This is a genomic window from Streptomyces sp. NPDC058008 (assembly GCF_042886395.1).
Taxonomy (GTDB): Bacteria; Actinomycetota; Actinomycetes; order Streptomycetales; family Streptomycetaceae; genus Streptomyces.
This window is the reverse complement of sequence record NZ_JBHVQX010000057.1, coordinates 1-15689: the sequence shown is the minus strand read 5'-3', so window position 1 is coordinate 15689 and position 15689 is coordinate 1. Positions and strand designations below refer to the sequence as shown.

The window sequence follows — 15689 nt, the reverse complement described above, 5'->3', positions numbered from 1 at the left end:
GCCGGCGCCGCGCCCCCCCCGCCCGCGGGGCGGGACCCTGGTGGTGGGGGGGGGGGGGGGGGGGGGGGCGCGGGCGCGCCGGCCCCCGCGCCCCCCCCCCCCCCCCCGCCAGGAAGACCACCGCAAGGGCACAGGGCGCCCCCTTGATCCGGCTGAACCCGACGAACCCGCCGCGTGGGGGCGGTCCCGCGCGGCGGGCGCCGAGGGGCGACCGCCTCCTGGCGCGGGTTCGGACCCGGCCTCTACGCGGGCAACGGGCGGTCGTCGACCACGTTCTTCATGACGAGAGTCGAGGTCAGACGCTGAACACCGGGCAGACGAACCAACTGCTGGTCGTAGAGTTCCTGATAGGCGGTCAGGTCAGCGGCGGCGACCCGCAGCAGATAGTCGGGTTCCCCGAAGAGCCGTTGAGCCTGGAGCACGTGGGGGATGGCGGCGACCGCCTCCTCGAAGCCGCTCACCGTGTCGGCGTCCTCCCAGCGCAGAGTGGCGAACACGAGGGCCTCGAAGTCCAGCCCGAGGGCGGCCGGATCGACGACGGCACGGTAGCCGCGGATCGCACCGTCCCGCTCGAGGTCGCGCAGGCGGCGGTGGCAGGGCGAAACACTCAGCCGCACGCGGGCGGCGAGTTCGGTGACAGTGAGGCGCCCGTCCTGCTGGAGCTCAGCAAGAATCTTCCGGTCCATCGCATCCATACGGAAGATTCTCTCTCACCGAGGCCGATCGGTGGGTAAATAGAGAAACATTTTTGGGCTAATCCGACCTAATGTTCCCTCTGGAATGAAACCGGTAGGAAGGGCGGGCCCGATGGACACGATCACGCTGACGGCATTCCTGGGGGTGGATCTCCTGCTGGTACTCACACCGGGTGCCGACTGGGCCTTCGCGATCTCGGCGGGACTGCGCGAACGGTCCGTCGTTCCGGCGGTGGCCGGGCTGATCGCCGGATACGTGGGCTACACGCTTCTCGCGATCGCGGGACTGGTGGTGATCGTGGCAAGCTCACCGGCCGTGCTCACCGTGCTCACCCTCGTCGGCGCAGGGTATCTGACGTGGCTGGGATGGAATGTGCTGCGGCAGCCGGTCACCCTGGTCACCTCCGGCGAGACATCCGGCACCTCCCGCACGCAGACCATGCTCAAAGGCGCCGGGATCAGCGGCCTGAACCCAAAGGCGCTGCTGCTGTACTTCTCACTCTTCCCACAGTTCATCAACATGTCCGGCGAATGGCCCGTGGCCGCGCAGACCGGTCTGCTCAGCGCCCTGCACATCGCCGCCTGCGCGGTGGTCTACGCCACCGTCGGCGTCCTGGCGCGCACCGTCCTCAAGACCAGACCCTCCGCGGCGCGGACGGTCACCCGAGCCTCCGGCATCCTGATGATGCTCATAGGCGCCTTCCTGTTCGCTGAACGCCTGGCAGCCTGAACGACCCGTCCGCCCCAGCACCGATATCAAGGAGGCCATCGCCTGCGACCGGGCCGGCTTCGGCGCCCACCAGGACCGTTCTCGGCCCGGTCTCGTGCCGTTCGGAGATCTTCGGACGCCGACCTGCGTTCTGCTTGGCCACGTCCACGTCCCCGACCGGCCGGCGGGCTGTGCCCGCCGAACGCCGCCGAAGCTCCTGGCGCTGCACCGACACCCCCTTCCCAGGAAGCGGAGGCCCTTCCCAAGAGGCGGACGCCCTTCGACCCCGTCGAGGAGACCCCTCCGGGACGGCCTGCCCCGCAGCGGGCCGCGACCGCCGACCTCGCCGTCGGAGCGGCCCGGCACGTCCTCAAGCACGGCGACGTCCAGCGGGCCGGGGCCGCTCCTCGCCATCTGATCAGCGACACCGAAGGCACCATCCCCCGGAAGGTCGCGTACCGATGGGCCCACACCGGCCCGGTTCTCGACACCACCCCGTTCCCGGTGCACGCCGCCTGCTTCGACCGGCTACCGCACGTACGACGCCGGCAGCGCCGCCGACGGCTCCACCTGCACTCGCGCCCCGCGCATCCTGGTGTGAGGGCCGGCAGCCGGGCAGGCTAGTTTGCTCGGATGAGTCTCCTTGATGATGTGGCCGAGCGCGACGGCTGGCGATGCTGGGTGTGTGACGAAGCGGTCGACCCCGACGAGTCGGTGAACGACGCGCGGGGGCCCAGCGTGGACAGCCGGACCGCCGACCGTAAGGCCAAGGTCGCCGAGCGCCTCGCACACCGCGGATGCAACAGCCGCAAGGGCGCGGTCAAGGTCGTCGTCGCCTGGCCGGACCGACTGTACGTGGCTGAACCCGCCCCGCTGATCACCGTCGCCGGAAGGCTGGAACGCAAGGGGGGCCGCGAGATGGTAGGCCGTTGCCCGACCAGACGAGACGCCCAGGAGGCAGCGGACTGGCTCGTGGACCGGTTCTCCCGACTCGTACCGGGACTGCCGGTGACCGCCGACATCGAGGCCGGCGGCGGCCAGTTCCTCGTCATCCTGTCCGCCGGCCGCCGCTGACCAGCATTCACCGGCGCACGCCCACCAGTACGCAGCTGGTGTGAGGGTAGTTACGGAGGTGCCCGGCTCGACACTGGGCCGGCATCCCGTGGCGATCCTCACCAGCAGCGCGGGCGTGCAAGTGCCGTAGCGGTACTTCAGGAACCTCTCGCTGACATCCAGGGTCACATCGAAGAAGATGACCGTCGCCGCCCTGGTCCGGCTGAGGAAGAGGCGCCAGGAGCGTACCCATGCCGGGCAGCGGACGCCGTGGAACGCCCGGCTCTCGCCCGAGGTGGCCGACGAGTAACAACCTCGCCGCCGCCGACCTCGGCCGCCTCCCCCGAGCAGTGACCAGCTCGGCCGCCCTTCGACGCGACTGCGACGCACGCGCCGCCGGCTCCTCGACCTCGCACATCAACTTCGGTTCAAGGCCCGTGAGGCGTGCCCTGCCCGCTCCCGCCGCCCCGGAGCGACGGCGGTACACCGGGTACACGTGCTGGACCAGCTCCACGAAGGGGCTACCGCGAAGCGGACCAGGCCGCCGCCGACCTGACCGACCTGCTGGTACGCGCCCTCAACGCGGACGGCGGCCGCCGGGTCTCCGTCCACCTCGCCGACCAGGACCACCAGGCACTCATCGTCGCTCTGTCCCACCGGCCCGGCCTCGCCGTATGCGACGACGCCGTCCTTACGGACCGGCACCCCCGGGGTTTCGTGTGGCGGCCCGGTGGGTTCGGCGCTGGACCGGACCGAGGGCGCGGGTCCGGGGTGTTGGGCCCGCTCCGTACGGCCCCGGCGCAGTGCCTGCGCGTGGACGGTGTCTGTCGGCGGGCGCCCTGGACCGGTGTCGGGGCACCGTCCGGGGTGGCCAGGCCGGAGGGGAAGGCAGTGCAGCCGGTCCGCGGGTTCTCATCGGCTTCATCGCCCGGGACACCCGGACCGGCGGCGTCCGCAGTTATGCCTACGACCTGCTGCGCGCGGGTGGCGGTGGCTGCAAGTGGTCAACGTCGGGTGGGACCGCGCGACCTCAGTTGAGGTTCGGGACTTCGTGCTGTGGCTCCGGGCCACGAGGAAGCCGCGCCGATCGGCCCGTACTCGTTCCGCGTTGACCACGCGGGCCCGACGAACCCCATCACGAAGAAGTCGTACCCGGACCACCAGGACCGGGAGACGCCCGGATAGCGGGCCCTTGTCCTGTCAACGAGTGAGTTCGGCTTGGCGAAGGCTGCGGAACACAGCCGGCGTCGCCCATCCGCGCAACGTGGCGTCAATCGTCGAGCGGAATGCGGCCTCGGCCGTGGCGGAGTCGAGGGCCCCGGCCAGTTCGAGAGTCACCATGCCGTGCAGGGTGGCCCAGATCGACAGCGCGATCGACGTTGCCTCGCCGGCGAGGACGGACGCCGCCACCGCGCGATCGATCGCCGCGAGGAGCGGACGGACCGGGTCACTGGCACCGATCTCCCCCGACGGGTCGAAGGGCTGCACACCGCCGAACAGCACCATGTACAGGTGGCTGTGTGCGCGCCCCCAACGACGGTAGGCGACGGCCAGCGCGTAGAGGTCGGCGAAAGGGTCCGCGGAGGTCTGCGCCGCCGACAGGTCCTGGAACAGGCCGGCGACGGCTCTGTCGCGCACCGCACCGATCAGCCCGTCCTTACCGCCGAACAACGAATACACCGCCGTCGTCGACGCCTCGGCAGCAGCGGCCACGGCGCGGACCGTGAGCGACTCCCGCGGACGGGTGGCAAGCATCTCGGTCGCGCACTCCACGAGCCGCTCTTTGACGACCACGTCGTTTGTTCTCGGCCTACCCACGACCAGCAGCCTACTCCTCTTTGATAACGTCGTTTTGAAACAGCGTTCAGAAACTGTTGGAGGTCCGCTGTGCCCACGTCCGCCATACGTCTCGTCCGCTTCACCGGACGCTTGCTGCTGGCCATGGCCGCCGTCGCGACGCTGGTCGTCGTCTTCCTCGCCCTGATCGCCCTCACGGACGGGGCAGGCTCGGGGTGCGCCGCATGGCTGCCGACCCTTGGAGCCGGCACAGTCCTCGCGATGTGGCGGGGCCGGCGCCGCGCTTGGCCGGCGCGACTCGTGCCGTTCCTGCCGGTGGTTGTCGCGGCAGCCTTGACGGCGTCGGTCTGCATCCCGACCGCGCCGACGGCCCGGCGGTACCCGCCCGCCCTACCCTTCGTGACCACACAGCACTGGAGCCTGACCACGGGCAGCCGGGTCGCGGTGTACCACTACCCGCCCGCGCACCCCAGCCCCCGGCATCCCATCCCGCTCGTGTACCTCAACGGCGGACCGGTCCGTGGCATCTCGATACTCGACCACCGGTTCCTGCAACTCCTGGTACGCCAGGGCTACGACGTCTACGCCTACGAACAGGCCGGCGGCGGACGAAGCGACCTGCTCCCCATGGGCCAGTACACGATCTCCAGGTCGGTCAGCGACCTCGCCGCCTTCATCGACCGCCTGAACAAGGGCAACGTGGACATCCTCGGATTCTCCGCAGGCGGGACCGTGCTTACCCGAGCTCTGGCCGACCCGAGCGTCGCCCCACGCTTGCACCGGGCGATCATCGCTGAGCCCGGCCCCATGGACGGCCCCACCGCACACATCACCGGACGCAAGGGCCGAAAATCCGCACGCGGCCTCGCGCCGGCCCCGACCGGACCGCGATCGACACACATCCCCCGGTACGCCGCGGCATTCGGCCTCATGCGACTCGGACTCCTCAGCCCCGACACCGGACTGATCGGACAGGCGGAAGGCGACAACGCCTTCACCGCCGCAGACCTCGGCAGCGACACCGCATCCGCTTACTGCGCACGCGACGCGCACCGCATCCCCGCCGAGGACAGCGCACAGAACTTCTCCTTCAGCCCCGCCGCCAGCCTCCGCATCCAGCAGACGGTCAAAGACTCGCCCTCCATCGCACCGCAGCTGCGCCGGTCCCGGACCCCCGCGATGCTGATGATCGCCGAGTGCTCCTCCCAGATCCGTCAATGGGCGACCGCCATCCTGGCCAATGACCCTGCCATCCAGCGCACGCAGTACATGCTCGGAGTCGGACACCATATGTGGAACGGCCTCGACGACAACAACGACCGAGCTGCCGCCGTCATCAGTGCGTTCCTTCAGGACAAGCCGGCACCCCTGCCGAACTCCCCGACCAGTGACGAGATCGCCACCTTCCTGCGCGATCACGAATGACGACGGTGCAGCCCGTCACCGGCAACGGCTGACGAACCCTCGAAACCGTCCGGGCCTGCGCCAGGTACCGCTGGGCACTGTTTCCTGGATTTCCCGACCGGATGAGGGGTGTTGGGACCGGTCTGGTCCTAGAGGGTGTTTCGTCCCGTTGTTTCATCCCTGATTGCGTGGTTGCGGATGATTCCTGCGCCGCGCCATGTGGGGGTGGATTCTGAGGTGAGTCTGCGGGTCATGAGGTTGATCATCGCGAGGTGGATCATGGCTTCGGAACGGTGTGGGTGTGCTTCGTAGTCGCGGGCCAGGCGCCGGTGGTTCATGAGCCATCCCAGGGTGCGCTCGACGGTCCAGCGGCGGGGCAGAACGGTAAAGCCTCCGGTGGTGGGATCGCGGCGGACGATGTGCACGTCGATGCCGAGGGTGGCGGCGTGCTCGACGAGGTGCTGGCGGTAGCCGCTGTCGACCCAGGTCTTGCGGATGGTGGGATGCTCGGCGGCGATCCGCTCGATGAGGGTTCGGCCGGCGGTCGAGTCCTGCACGCTGGCCGCCGTGACCAGTACCCCGAGCAGCAGTCCGACGGTGTCGATGACGATGCTCCGCTTGCGGCCGATGATCTTCTTGCCCGCGTCGATGCCTTGCCCGGTGACGGGGACGTTGGTGGAGGTCTTGATGCTCCGGGAGTCGATGACACAGGCGGTCGGTTCGTCCGCTCGGCCTTTTTGCCTGCGGACTTGGCGTCGGAGGAGGCTGTTGAGCTGGTCGAATACGCCTTCTTCCTGCCAGCGGGCGAAGTAGGCGTAGACGGTGTTCCAGTGCGGGTAGTCATGCGGCAGATAGCGCCAGGGGATCCCGGTCCGGTTCACGTGGAGGACCGCGTCCAGCAGGCTCCGCAGGTCGTGATTCGGCGGCCTGCCGATGTCCAGCCCGCGGCCCCGGCGCTCTGCCCGCCATGCGGTCAGGATCGGCTCGACCAACTGCCATCGGGCATCGGAGAGGTCGCTTGGATAGCGACGGCGCTCAGTCATGATTCTGGAGTACCGGCCGGCCGCCGCCCCGGCCCAGGCATCAGGCGCGCGAAGCGAACGGGGCACGACGGCGCGTCCCGGGATGAAACAGGAGGAGTACGGGCGAGACCACGGCATCAACATCCCACCAGCACCACCTGGATCTCGAGAAGCACTCATCTCGTCAGAGCCAAGTCGTACAGCACCTGAAGCTGCGCCAAAAGAGGCGTAAACACCCTCTTACTGAGAGGGCTGTGGCTCCTGCGACGTCCGTTCGTCACCTGCGTCAAGTCCGGAGCAGAGCAGGTTGAATGCCTGGAGGGCCGCCGAGGCGACGGCATTGCGGGCGCGTGCGGGCGGTTCGCCGGACATGATGCGCCGTCGGAGCTCGCGTAGAGCGGCGCGGTGCGTTCCGGCGATGGCGCCCGCGAGGAGCAGGGGCAACGCGTTGCTGGCATCGCCGGGTGTGTCTGCGGCATTCGGCGGATGTTCGGTCAGAGCGGCCGCCAGAGCGGCCTCGATGCGTTCGCCGATCTCGCGTTCGCGGGCGAGCAGGGCCGGGCTGTCCTGGATGACCTGCCAGAACGCGGGCGCTCCGGGCTGGAGCCCGAGCATGGGGTGGTCCTGCCGTAGGGCGGAGAGCAGGTCGTCGCGGACGGCTTCGACGGGGCAGGTACCTGGGGTTCGGTCGCGTACCAGGGTGGCGAGGTGGCTCTCGACCTCGGCCTGGTGGTCGAAGAACAGGTCTTCCTTGGCGGGGAAGTAGTTGAACACGGTGTTGGTCGAGACGCCCGCGTGCCGTGCCACCTCGGCGACCGTGACCTGGTCGAAGCCGTGCTCCAGGAAGAGAGGCAGAGCCGCGTCGGCGATCGCCGTGCGGGTCCGCTGTTTCTTGATCTCTCGAAGGCCCATACCCACATGATAGTGTCACCGCAAATTTGGTGTGACACCATGAATTTCTGGGGGCGACGGCGTGACCATGACCTTCGGCATCTATCCCGGCGGCATCCTGGGCGACGACCAGGGCATCATCCATCCGGTCCGACCGGACGAGCCGGACCGTATCAACGAGGCCCTCGACGAGCTCCAGGGCAGCGCGGCCACGCTGGCGGTGCGCGCCTACCGCTCGTTCGCCGCCACCGTGATACCGCCGCAGCCCACACCCACCGATCCGCACGCCTACCTCCAGCTCGGGCGCACCCTGGACCTCGTGCTGCAGTTCCGCGAGCCGTCCGGTGTGCTGGACGGCTGGCCGGAGTTCGTGCGCCAGGCCGTCCGGACCGGCGGACGCAAGCTGACGTCCGTCCAGATCTGCGAGGAGCCCAACCTCAACCTCCCCTCCGTCGACGGCAGCACCCCCAACGTCCTGAACGCGCTCGTCCAAGGCGTCATCGCCGCCAAGCAGGAGGCCCACTCCCTCGGCCACCGCGTGGCCGTCGGCTTCAACGCCGCGCCAACCTTCGACCCGTCCGACACCTTCTGGTCCAACCTCGGCGCCCTGGCCGACGCGTGCTTCCGGCAGAGCCTGGACTACGTCGGCCTGGACTTCTTCCCGGACGTGTTCCGCCCCATTCCCGAGGACCAACTGGCAGACGCGGTCACCACGGTCCTCACGGCGTTCCGCCGCACCAGCCTGCCGCAGGCCGGCATCCCCGGCACCGTCCCGATCCGCATCTGCGAGAACGGCTGGCCCACCGGCCCCGGCCGCACCGAACAGCGACAGGCCGCCTCCCTCGACACGATCATCCGGACCGTCGCCGCCCACGTCCCCGATCTGAACATCGACGGCTACTCGCTCTTCGCCCTGCGGGACGCCGACAGCAACGCCGAAGGGCTCTTCCACCACTTCGGCCTGCTGCGCGACGACTACACCTCCAAGCCAGCCTTCGCGACCTACCAGCAACTCATCCAAGAACTGGGCAACCTGCCAGTCACCTCAGCTCCGTGACGTCGCGGCTGCCAGGAGTCGCGGTGCTGTCAATTCTTGGGTTCTGGTGAACAGTGACTTGGCCCGGCAGGGCCTCGCCCTCGGCTACACCTTCAGCCTGGCCGAGCTCAACGGGTGGGAGCATGCATTCAAGGCAGAACTGTCCGGCCCCGGCGGAGGCCCCGTACCCCTCAGCTCGGTCGGCGTCGCCCAGCTCCGCGACCTCATCCGCATCGCCGACGACGAGTTGAAGGCTTCGCCATGGCTGACTCCAGCGCTGCCCGTGGTCGGGATCGCACGAGCCGCACGAGCGAACGCCGTCCGCGTGCCGACCTCCTCCTCGTCACTTTGTCCGCGTGGAGGCACTCACGGAGTCCAACAGGTCACATGTACAGCGCTCGGCTCAGGCGGACGCTGTAGTCGGCGTCGGGGTTCGTCTTGGCGTCCCCGACCCGTTCCAGGATGGCGGCTACCGCCAGGTCGCGCCGTTGCGGCGATCGTGTCGCGTCCGCTGTGGCCAGCGCGGCCGGCATCTCTTCGCGGGAGAGGTCTGTGCAGTAACAGGGCGTGCCGGGCTGCTGGCGCCATGATTCCGCGAGGGTCCCGGCATCGAAGGCGTCGAACCCGGTGTCCTCGACGAGTGTCATGGTCGATTGCCGGTCGCTCTCCCTCTCGGCGGCAACGGGCAGAGCGATACGGTCGGGGCTGCCCGCGGGCTTGCCCTTGTTCGCGAGCGACGCCGAGCCGATCGAGTTCCACGCCTTGGCCACCGGGCGGCCCAGCTGTTCGACCACCCACAAGCTTTCCACTTGGCCGGCGTCGATGCTCTCGATCCGGTTGTCCCGAGCGGGATAGTAGTTCGACGTGTCGATGACGGCTGTGTCGGCCGGCAGGCCGGCGATCAACGGTGCGATTCGAGGAAGGCCGTTCATCGGAATCGAGAGAACGACGACGTCCACGTCCAGCACGGCTTCCGCTGCCACGACGGCTCGTCCACCCAACGCCAGCACGTCGGCCTCGATCGTTTCCGGGCCGCGCGAGTTGGCGACTTTCACATCGTGTCCGGCAGCGCTCAGCCGCTGTGACAGCGTTTTGCCGATGTGTCCGACACCCAGAATGCCGATTTTCATTTTCGTCTCTCCTCGTACCGATTGGTGCTGCGAGGACGGGAGCCGGGCAGCGCTCAGGGCACGTCACTTCGAGCGGTGCCGGGGCGTCGGGTCGATCCGCATGAATCCACCTGAGGTCCGGAGTGTCACTGCTCGCTCTTGGACGTTTCCCATCCGGATCGCATGAGGGCGTTGAGCGCCCGCGGTGATGACTCGTCGGCCATGGCGGCACTGCGCACCCACGCTGTTGCGAGCGTGCTGAGGAACAAGTCCCTTCCCCGTACCCACGACTGGGCGCCGCCGTCGCGCTGGGCTGCGTGGAGGAACTCCTCGGTGGCCGTGATGAAACCCTGGCACGTAATCGCCAGCGGGGAGGTGTTTTCGGTCAGTGCGGCCCGCAGAGGTTCGGGAAGCCCGTCGAAAGCGGTCACCCACTCGCCGAGCGAGTCCAACCACTGAGTAAGCGCGGCGCTGGAATCGGTCTCCTCGCGCTGAATGGCGGCTCGACGCAATTCCAGCTCCTCGTCGCGGGCCTGCAGTAGGGCGGCGAGGAGCGCTTCACGGTTGGGGAAGTGCCGGTAGAGGGTGCCCGGCCCGACACCTGCCCGCTTGGCGATGGCGTCCATGGAGCCGGTGATGCCGTGCTCGGCGAAGAACTCCTCCGCGACTTCGAGGATGTGCGTGCGGTTGCGCTGCTTGTCTGTTCGCGGTCGACGACCATCGACACCTGACGCACCCATGCCTTCACACCTCCCGTTGACAATACGGAGACACTCTCCGTATCGTCCATCGCGTTAAACGGAGACTATCTCCTCATAGGCGTCGGTGCCACCTCCGCTGTTGTGAACGGCACCGGACGGCGACCAGGAGTGTCGGCTTGGAACGCCCCGTTCCGGCAACGCCGCACCGGGAGAGCCGTGCGCACTGCCATCGCGCCAGTACGTCTGTGTCGAGCGCCACGCGCCGGTGTTTTCCGATCGCGACGGTTCGCCGGACCCCGCACAGCCCAGCAACACGAAAGTGAGCACACATGTCCCTCGACGAAACGTCGGCGCCCCACGCCTCCGATGCCGCGGGCTCGCCGCCTCCGGAACACGCCGGTGACAAGCTGAGCTCCGGAGACATCCTGATCCTTGGCGTCCTGGCGGTTTCGACGTTCATTGTGCTGCTGAACGAGATGCTGATGGGAGTAGCGCTCCCCACCCTGCTCGTCGATCTCGGCATCACTCCCACGACGGGGCAGTGGCTCACGACGGGATACTTGCTGACGCTGGCGATCCTCATCCCGGCCACCGGCTTCGTCATGCGCAGATTCAATCTCCGCACGATTTACATGGGTTCGATGGTCCTGTTCGCTGTCGGCACCGCCGTCGCGGCCGTTGCCCCGGGCTTCGGGGTGCTCTTTGCCGGCCGCATCATCCAGGCGGTGGGAACGGCCGCCCTGATGCCGCTGCTCATGGTCACTACGATGCGTCTGGTCCCCTCGAATCGCCGAGGCCGGATCATGGCTCTTGTCACTGCCCTGGGTGCGGTGGCGCCGGCGGTCGGGCCCGCGCTCTCCGGCGTCGTCATCTCCCAGCTCAGCTGGCGGTGGCTGTTCATCCTGATCCTGCCGGTGGCCCTGGCCGGGCTGGCACTGGGAGCCGCCAAGCTGCGTAACATCACCACCCCCGAGCCGGTCACGCTGGACGTACTGTCGCTCGTGCTGTCCGCCCTCGGATTCGGCGCGCTCATCTACGGTCTGTCCACGATCGGCGAGTCGGTCTCCGGCCACACACCCATCCCGCCCTATCTCCCGATCGCGCTCGGAGTCATCGCCATCGCCGCCTTTGCCTACCGGCAGAGCGTCCTGCAGCGCACCGACAACGCATTTCTCGATATGAGGATCTTCCGCACGGGGGCGTTCACCCTGCCCCTGCTGATCATGGTCGTGGTCGCGTTGAACGGACTCGGCGTGCTGGTGGTCCTGCCGCTGATCCTCACCAACGTCGTCGGTCTGAGCACCTTCGAACTTGGCCTCTTTCTGGTCCCCGGCGGAGCGATGATCGCCCTCGTCTCCGCCGTCGGAGGGCTCGTCTACGACCGCTACGGACCGCGCCCCCTGGCAATTCCTGGCGCGGTCGTATGGACAGGCGCCCTCTGGTTCCTGAGCCAGGTGAACGAGGGCACCGGCGCGGTCTCCCTCCTGGTCACCTATCTCGTCATGTCCGGTGCGCAGGCCCTGATGTGGGCGCCGATGACGACGACGGCCCTGGCTTCCCTGCCTTCCGACCTCTACCCGCACGGCACTGCGGCGTTCAACACCGTGCAGCAGCTCGCGGGCGGCGCCGGCGCCGCGGTACTGATCTCGGCCTACACCATCGGCGCAAACGCAAAGGACGCCGGTGCACTGAACCTGGCCCAGTCCGTCTCGGCGGCGCAGGCCGCCTTCACGACAGCGGCGGTCATCGGCTGCCTCGCGATCGTCGGCACTCTCCTGGTCCGCAAGGCCACCACCGTCCCCGGGCACGTGGACCACGGCTGACCGAGATTCCCACGCCACTGTCGCCGTCAGCGGCGGACGGCAGCCGGCGACGAGAACCCGACCTTCTCAGGCGGTTCGGTGCTCCGGACGGACCCGCCTTCTGGAAGTACTCATCGTGGCCACACCCGACTACCTCTTCGAGACGGAGCCCTGGGCACACCCCAGCCGCAAACAGTCCCGACGTTCATGACCCTCGCCGCCGACCGCATCCCCGCCCCGCCGACGAGGCGAAGATGCGCCACGAAGGCCCACCGGTCCGGCCGGTGGGCCTTCGTGTGTGCCCCCCGCGCGTTCAGAACCTGAAATGAAAGGTGCTTACACGTAAGCGCTGGCCAGTGGTGCGGGGCGACGCACCTGGGATGGATCACTGTGCGGCCTCGCGGCGGCCCGGGGTCCACTGCGAGGCGCCGGAGTCCCAGGCCTCGGCGGGGGAAACCATGTGGTCGATGTCAAGGCCGCCCGGCGTGGTCAGGGTGAGCCCGTCGTAGTACGAGTACCAGGACCCCGCCGTCACCTTGCACCCGGCCTCGACGGTGGGCGCGGTCCGGGACTCGGCGATGAGCACCTCCATGCGGGTGTTGCACGAGTCCTTGTCGGCGTCGACCCAGTGCTTGAAGGACGAGCGCTCGTAGCCGGTGCGGGACTCCGCAGCCAGAGGCAGGGCGCGGACGCCGTCGGCGAGGGTGGTGACTTCGGCAGCCTGGACCGGAGCGGCGGCGAGCAGGGGCACGAGGGTGAGGGCAGCGGCGGCAAGGCCCCGCGCAACGTTGTTGATCATGACGTCCTTGTACCTGCACCACACGTCCTCGGGCTGCCGGACCTGGCGTGACGTCACCCCGCAGGCTGGTAAGTCCTACTACCCGCCCCACCTGTGGGTCTACTGTCCCCGGTGACGTCAAGACGGGGCCATTCGCGCTTGGTCGTCACACCGGGCCTCCGGTCAGGATGCCCGGTGAACTCGACACGGCATGGCTGGAGACACTCCTCACCCGCGAGGGCAACCAGAACGTGGGGGAGTCCGCGCCGCCGTGGTGGCCCGAGTGTGGCGAACAGCGCTGCACATACCAGCTGCCCGACCTGGGTCACAGGCCGACAGGGACTATCCGGATCAGGGGCCGGCGAGAACGGCGGCGTCAGCCAGGCGCTCGATCACCTCGGCGGCGGCCTCCGCTGTTATGCGGCCGATCGGGATGCCATTCCGATTCATCGCAGGGCGAGGCGGCCGGGTTCGGCGCTTTGCGCGCATGCACTTCCGGCCACGAAGGCATTCCCATTGCGGACATACGTGTCAATCGAAGACATTTTTCAGGCCACGATCCTTTATTTTCTTGATTTGGAGTATGCCGCAACATAACTTATTGATCACTGGCTGCGATCAGTCGGCCGCAGGAAGCTGGATCGCATCAGGTGTTTACGCGCAAGATGCACCTCCCATTTTCCTGCTACTCGTGAAAACGGGTTCTGCTATTCCTGGGGAGGGATTCTAAATGAATGCGTTCGCTCACACGATAGTCCGCAGTGCAGCAGTCGCCGGTCTGACGTTGGCCGCAATGGGGGGCACGGGCGCGGCTCAGGCATCGACGTCGGCGCCGAGTGGCGACGTCTCGATTCAGGAGTCGTGCCCGAGCAGTGGCCAGGTCGGCTATGGCCGGGTGTGTACCTCCCTGTCCAGTGGCCGCCTGTTCCACGACAAGACGCAGGGCTCCGGTCCGGTGACGGTCAGGACCTGGTACGAGAAGAACAGCGGTGGGAGCAGCATTTCCGCGAAGCTGGGCTTCAACTATGCCGGCACCACCACGTGGGGCTCGACGTTCACGCAGTCGCCGGGCACGACCAAGAGTGCCTCGTGGAGCCGTAACTGGTCGACGGACTGCTACTCCACCATTGGGATGATGTCGGTGACCGGCCAGGGAACGTTCCAGACTCCCTCGGGCACCTGCTGAGCTCCGTCCATTGCCCCGTCCCGCGCTCACGCGGGACGGGGCACTCCTGCGTGAAGGTGTTGCACCACCATGCTGCAAATTGTTTTTAATGGTCGAGGCGAGTTCGTTCTTATCGCGTTGGCCGCAGTGACGATCGTGGCCCTTGTCGGGTATCTTGCCGCGAAGAAGTTTCTGGATCGCCCGTGGGCGTATGCGGGGCTTTTCGCCGTCTTGGCAGCCGAGCTGAGCGTTACTATTTTCTTCCCGTCTCCGGGTCATGTGTCCGGTCAGTGTGTCCTCAATCGGAACTTCAGTGAGCCTTTCGCGACAGAGCAGGGCCTACTGAATGTGGCGATGTTCCTGCCTATTGGAATTTTTGGGGTTCTTGCTCTACGGCGTGTCTTTCCTGTCTTTCTGGGGGGAGCACTGCTGTCGGTGGCGACCGAGCTCGGCCAAGCGATCGCCCCGTGGGTAGGGCGCAGCTGCGACAGCGGCGACGTGCTGACGAACACGCTCGGCGCGGGAACCGGGGCGCTTATAGGCTGGGCGATCGTCCGTGCTGTCCGCGGCGAGGTCCACTCCCTCCGCTCCGCGGGGAAGCCGGCGGTCGTCGTCTTCGCGGTCGGTTTTATCGCCTGCGCCGTGGTGTGGAAGGCCTGGATTACCCCGTTGGCCGTGGACTCCACGAGTCTGCAGATCGCAGGAGGGGACGAGAAGGCCCAGGCGCAGCAGGTCCTCGCCGCCGCTTTCGATGATCATGTCGATATCAAGAACGTACAGCTTCAGTCCGGGCAGAACGATGCGCCCGACCTGCTGATGATCACCTTGGAGTCAGGGTTCGCAGAGTTGAGCTGGCCCGATAAGGAACAGCTCACCGTCAGTCTGGAAAGTACGAGCGAGCCCGGACCTGGCAGCTTTGCGGTGCCAGGAGGCGGTGCTGCCCCCGAGACTGCCGACGACGCGCTCCGTATCGCCACGAAGTACGCCAAGGAGCGCTTCCCGTGGGGGCTGGAGGACTCACACGTGAAGTCGTTCCCTGTCGGCGATGATGCGGAGTTCGGCTGGATGGTCAGCTGGCGCAGCCGTATCGACGGGGTCCTCATGCCCATGCGTCTGGATGTGCAGATCAACAGAGCCGGTCGTGTCTCCGCACTGCTCACCCGGCATGCAGAAGACTTCGCCTCGATCCCCCCGCGCAAGGTGAGCGAGAAGCAGGCTGCGGCCACCGCGTCCGAGTACGCAGGTGGAGCGAAGACAGCCGCCGGCAACTTGCTGGCTATCCGGCGTGAAGGCGAATGGCGAGCCCAGTGGGTCATCCCTGTGTCGTCCGGGACCGACTCCTACCCGGTCTACGTCGACGCCGAGACGGGGAAAGTGGATGAAAGGGCATCCCCCGTCCAGGGTCTGCCCACAACACCCAACTGAGCCACCACTAAAGGTTGTTGCAGAACGTCTGGGAAAGGGCATTCCTCTTGTATGGGTGGGGTGTTGCGGGCTGAGTCGTTGTGGGTGGAGACGTTCACCGGC

The 15689-nt window shown here is 67.6% G+C and carries 13 protein-coding genes and 1 pseudogene; 7 read left to right on the top strand and 7 right to left on the bottom strand.

Features of this window, described 5'->3' with window-relative positions:
* Positions 1 to 242: 242 nt before the first annotated feature.
* Positions 243 to 695 (bottom strand): Lrp/AsnC family transcriptional regulator, encoded by a 453-nt coding sequence (locus tag ACFVS9_RS33725; protein WP_383118478.1) that lies wholly within the window; start codon positions 693 to 695, stop codon positions 243 to 245.
* Positions 696 to 807: 112 nt separating this feature from the next.
* Here ACFVS9_RS33725 and ACFVS9_RS33720 point away from each other — a divergent pair, with 112 nt between their 5' ends.
* Positions 808 to 1425: a LysE family translocator gene (locus ACFVS9_RS33720; RefSeq protein ID WP_389938735.1), complete on the top strand. Its 618-nt coding sequence runs from the start codon at positions 808 to 810 to the stop codon at positions 1423 to 1425.
* Between the two features lie 612 nt (positions 1426 to 2037).
* A complete protein-coding gene (locus tag ACFVS9_RS33715; RefSeq protein ID WP_389938732.1) occupies positions 2038 to 2478 on the top strand; it encodes a hypothetical protein in 441 nt (146 codons plus the stop codon).
* Between the two features lie 1179 nt (positions 2479 to 3657).
* Here ACFVS9_RS33715 and ACFVS9_RS33710 read toward each other — a convergent pair.
* On the bottom strand, positions 3658 to 4275 hold the full coding sequence (locus ACFVS9_RS33710) for a TetR-like C-terminal domain-containing protein (protein WP_389938729.1): 618 nt from the start codon (positions 4273 to 4275) through the stop codon (positions 3658 to 3660).
* A 69-nt stretch (positions 4276 to 4344) separates the two neighbouring features.
* Here ACFVS9_RS33710 and ACFVS9_RS33705 point away from each other — a divergent pair, with 69 nt between their 5' ends.
* Positions 4345 to 5679, top strand: coding sequence for an alpha/beta hydrolase (locus ACFVS9_RS33705; protein WP_389938726.1), 1335 nt, complete (start codon positions 4345 to 4347; stop codon positions 5677 to 5679).
* A gap of 128 nt (positions 5680 to 5807) precedes the next feature.
* Here ACFVS9_RS33705 and ACFVS9_RS33700 read toward each other — a convergent pair whose 3' ends face one another.
* Both ACFVS9_RS33700 and ACFVS9_RS33695 read right to left on the bottom strand, forming a co-directional pair.
* Positions 5808 to 6701: an IS5 family transposase gene (locus ACFVS9_RS33700; protein WP_389938723.1), complete on the bottom strand. Its 894-nt coding sequence runs from the start codon at positions 6699 to 6701 to the stop codon at positions 5808 to 5810.
* 219 nt (positions 6702 to 6920) lie between these two features.
* Positions 6921 to 7592, bottom strand: a complete 672-nt coding sequence (locus ACFVS9_RS33695; RefSeq protein WP_389938720.1) for a TetR/AcrR family transcriptional regulator — start codon at positions 7590 to 7592, stop codon at positions 6921 to 6923.
* 67 nt (positions 7593 to 7659) lie between these two features.
* Between ACFVS9_RS33695 and ACFVS9_RS33690 the strand changes: the two genes are divergently transcribed.
* The gene (locus tag ACFVS9_RS33690; RefSeq protein WP_389938741.1) at positions 7660 to 8628 is read left to right on the top strand and encodes a hypothetical protein; all 969 of its coding nucleotides are present in this window, start codon (positions 7660 to 7662) and stop codon (positions 8626 to 8628) included.
* A gap of 362 nt (positions 8629 to 8990) precedes the next feature.
* Here the strand turns inward: ACFVS9_RS33690 and ACFVS9_RS33685 are convergent, their stop codons facing one another.
* On the bottom strand, positions 8991 to 9794 hold the full coding sequence (locus tag ACFVS9_RS33685) for an NADPH-dependent F420 reductase (protein ID WP_389938738.1): 804 nt from the start codon (positions 9792 to 9794) through the stop codon (positions 8991 to 8993).
* A gap of 68 nt (positions 9795 to 9862) precedes the next feature.
* Positions 9863 to 10456 (bottom strand): TetR/AcrR family transcriptional regulator, encoded by a 594-nt coding sequence (locus ACFVS9_RS33680; protein WP_389938717.1) that lies wholly within the window; start codon positions 10454 to 10456, stop codon positions 9863 to 9865.
* A gap of 290 nt (positions 10457 to 10746) precedes the next feature.
* Here ACFVS9_RS33680 and ACFVS9_RS33675 point away from each other — a divergent pair, with 290 nt between their 5' ends.
* Positions 10747 to 12240 (top strand): DHA2 family efflux MFS transporter permease subunit, encoded by a 1494-nt coding sequence (locus ACFVS9_RS33675; RefSeq protein WP_389938714.1) that lies wholly within the window; start codon positions 10747 to 10749, stop codon positions 12238 to 12240.
* A gap of 373 nt (positions 12241 to 12613) precedes the next feature.
* Here ACFVS9_RS33675 and ACFVS9_RS33670 read toward each other — a convergent pair.
* A pseudogene (locus ACFVS9_RS33670) lies at positions 12614 to 13018 on the bottom strand (HNH endonuclease); the annotation flags it as partial.
* A gap of 709 nt (positions 13019 to 13727) precedes the next feature.
* On the opposite strand from ACFVS9_RS33670, the gene ACFVS9_RS33665 reads away from it, so the two are divergent.
* Both ACFVS9_RS33665 and ACFVS9_RS33660 read left to right on the top strand, forming a co-directional pair.
* A complete protein-coding gene (locus ACFVS9_RS33665) occupies positions 13728 to 14183 on the top strand; it encodes a hypothetical protein (RefSeq protein ID WP_389938712.1) in 456 nt (151 codons plus the stop codon).
* A gap of 69 nt (positions 14184 to 14252) precedes the next feature.
* Complete coding sequence (locus tag ACFVS9_RS33660) at positions 14253 to 15587, top strand: VanZ family protein (protein ID WP_389938709.1); 1335 nt, start codon at positions 14253 to 14255, stop codon at positions 15585 to 15587.
* Positions 15588 to 15689: the final 102 nt, after the last annotated feature.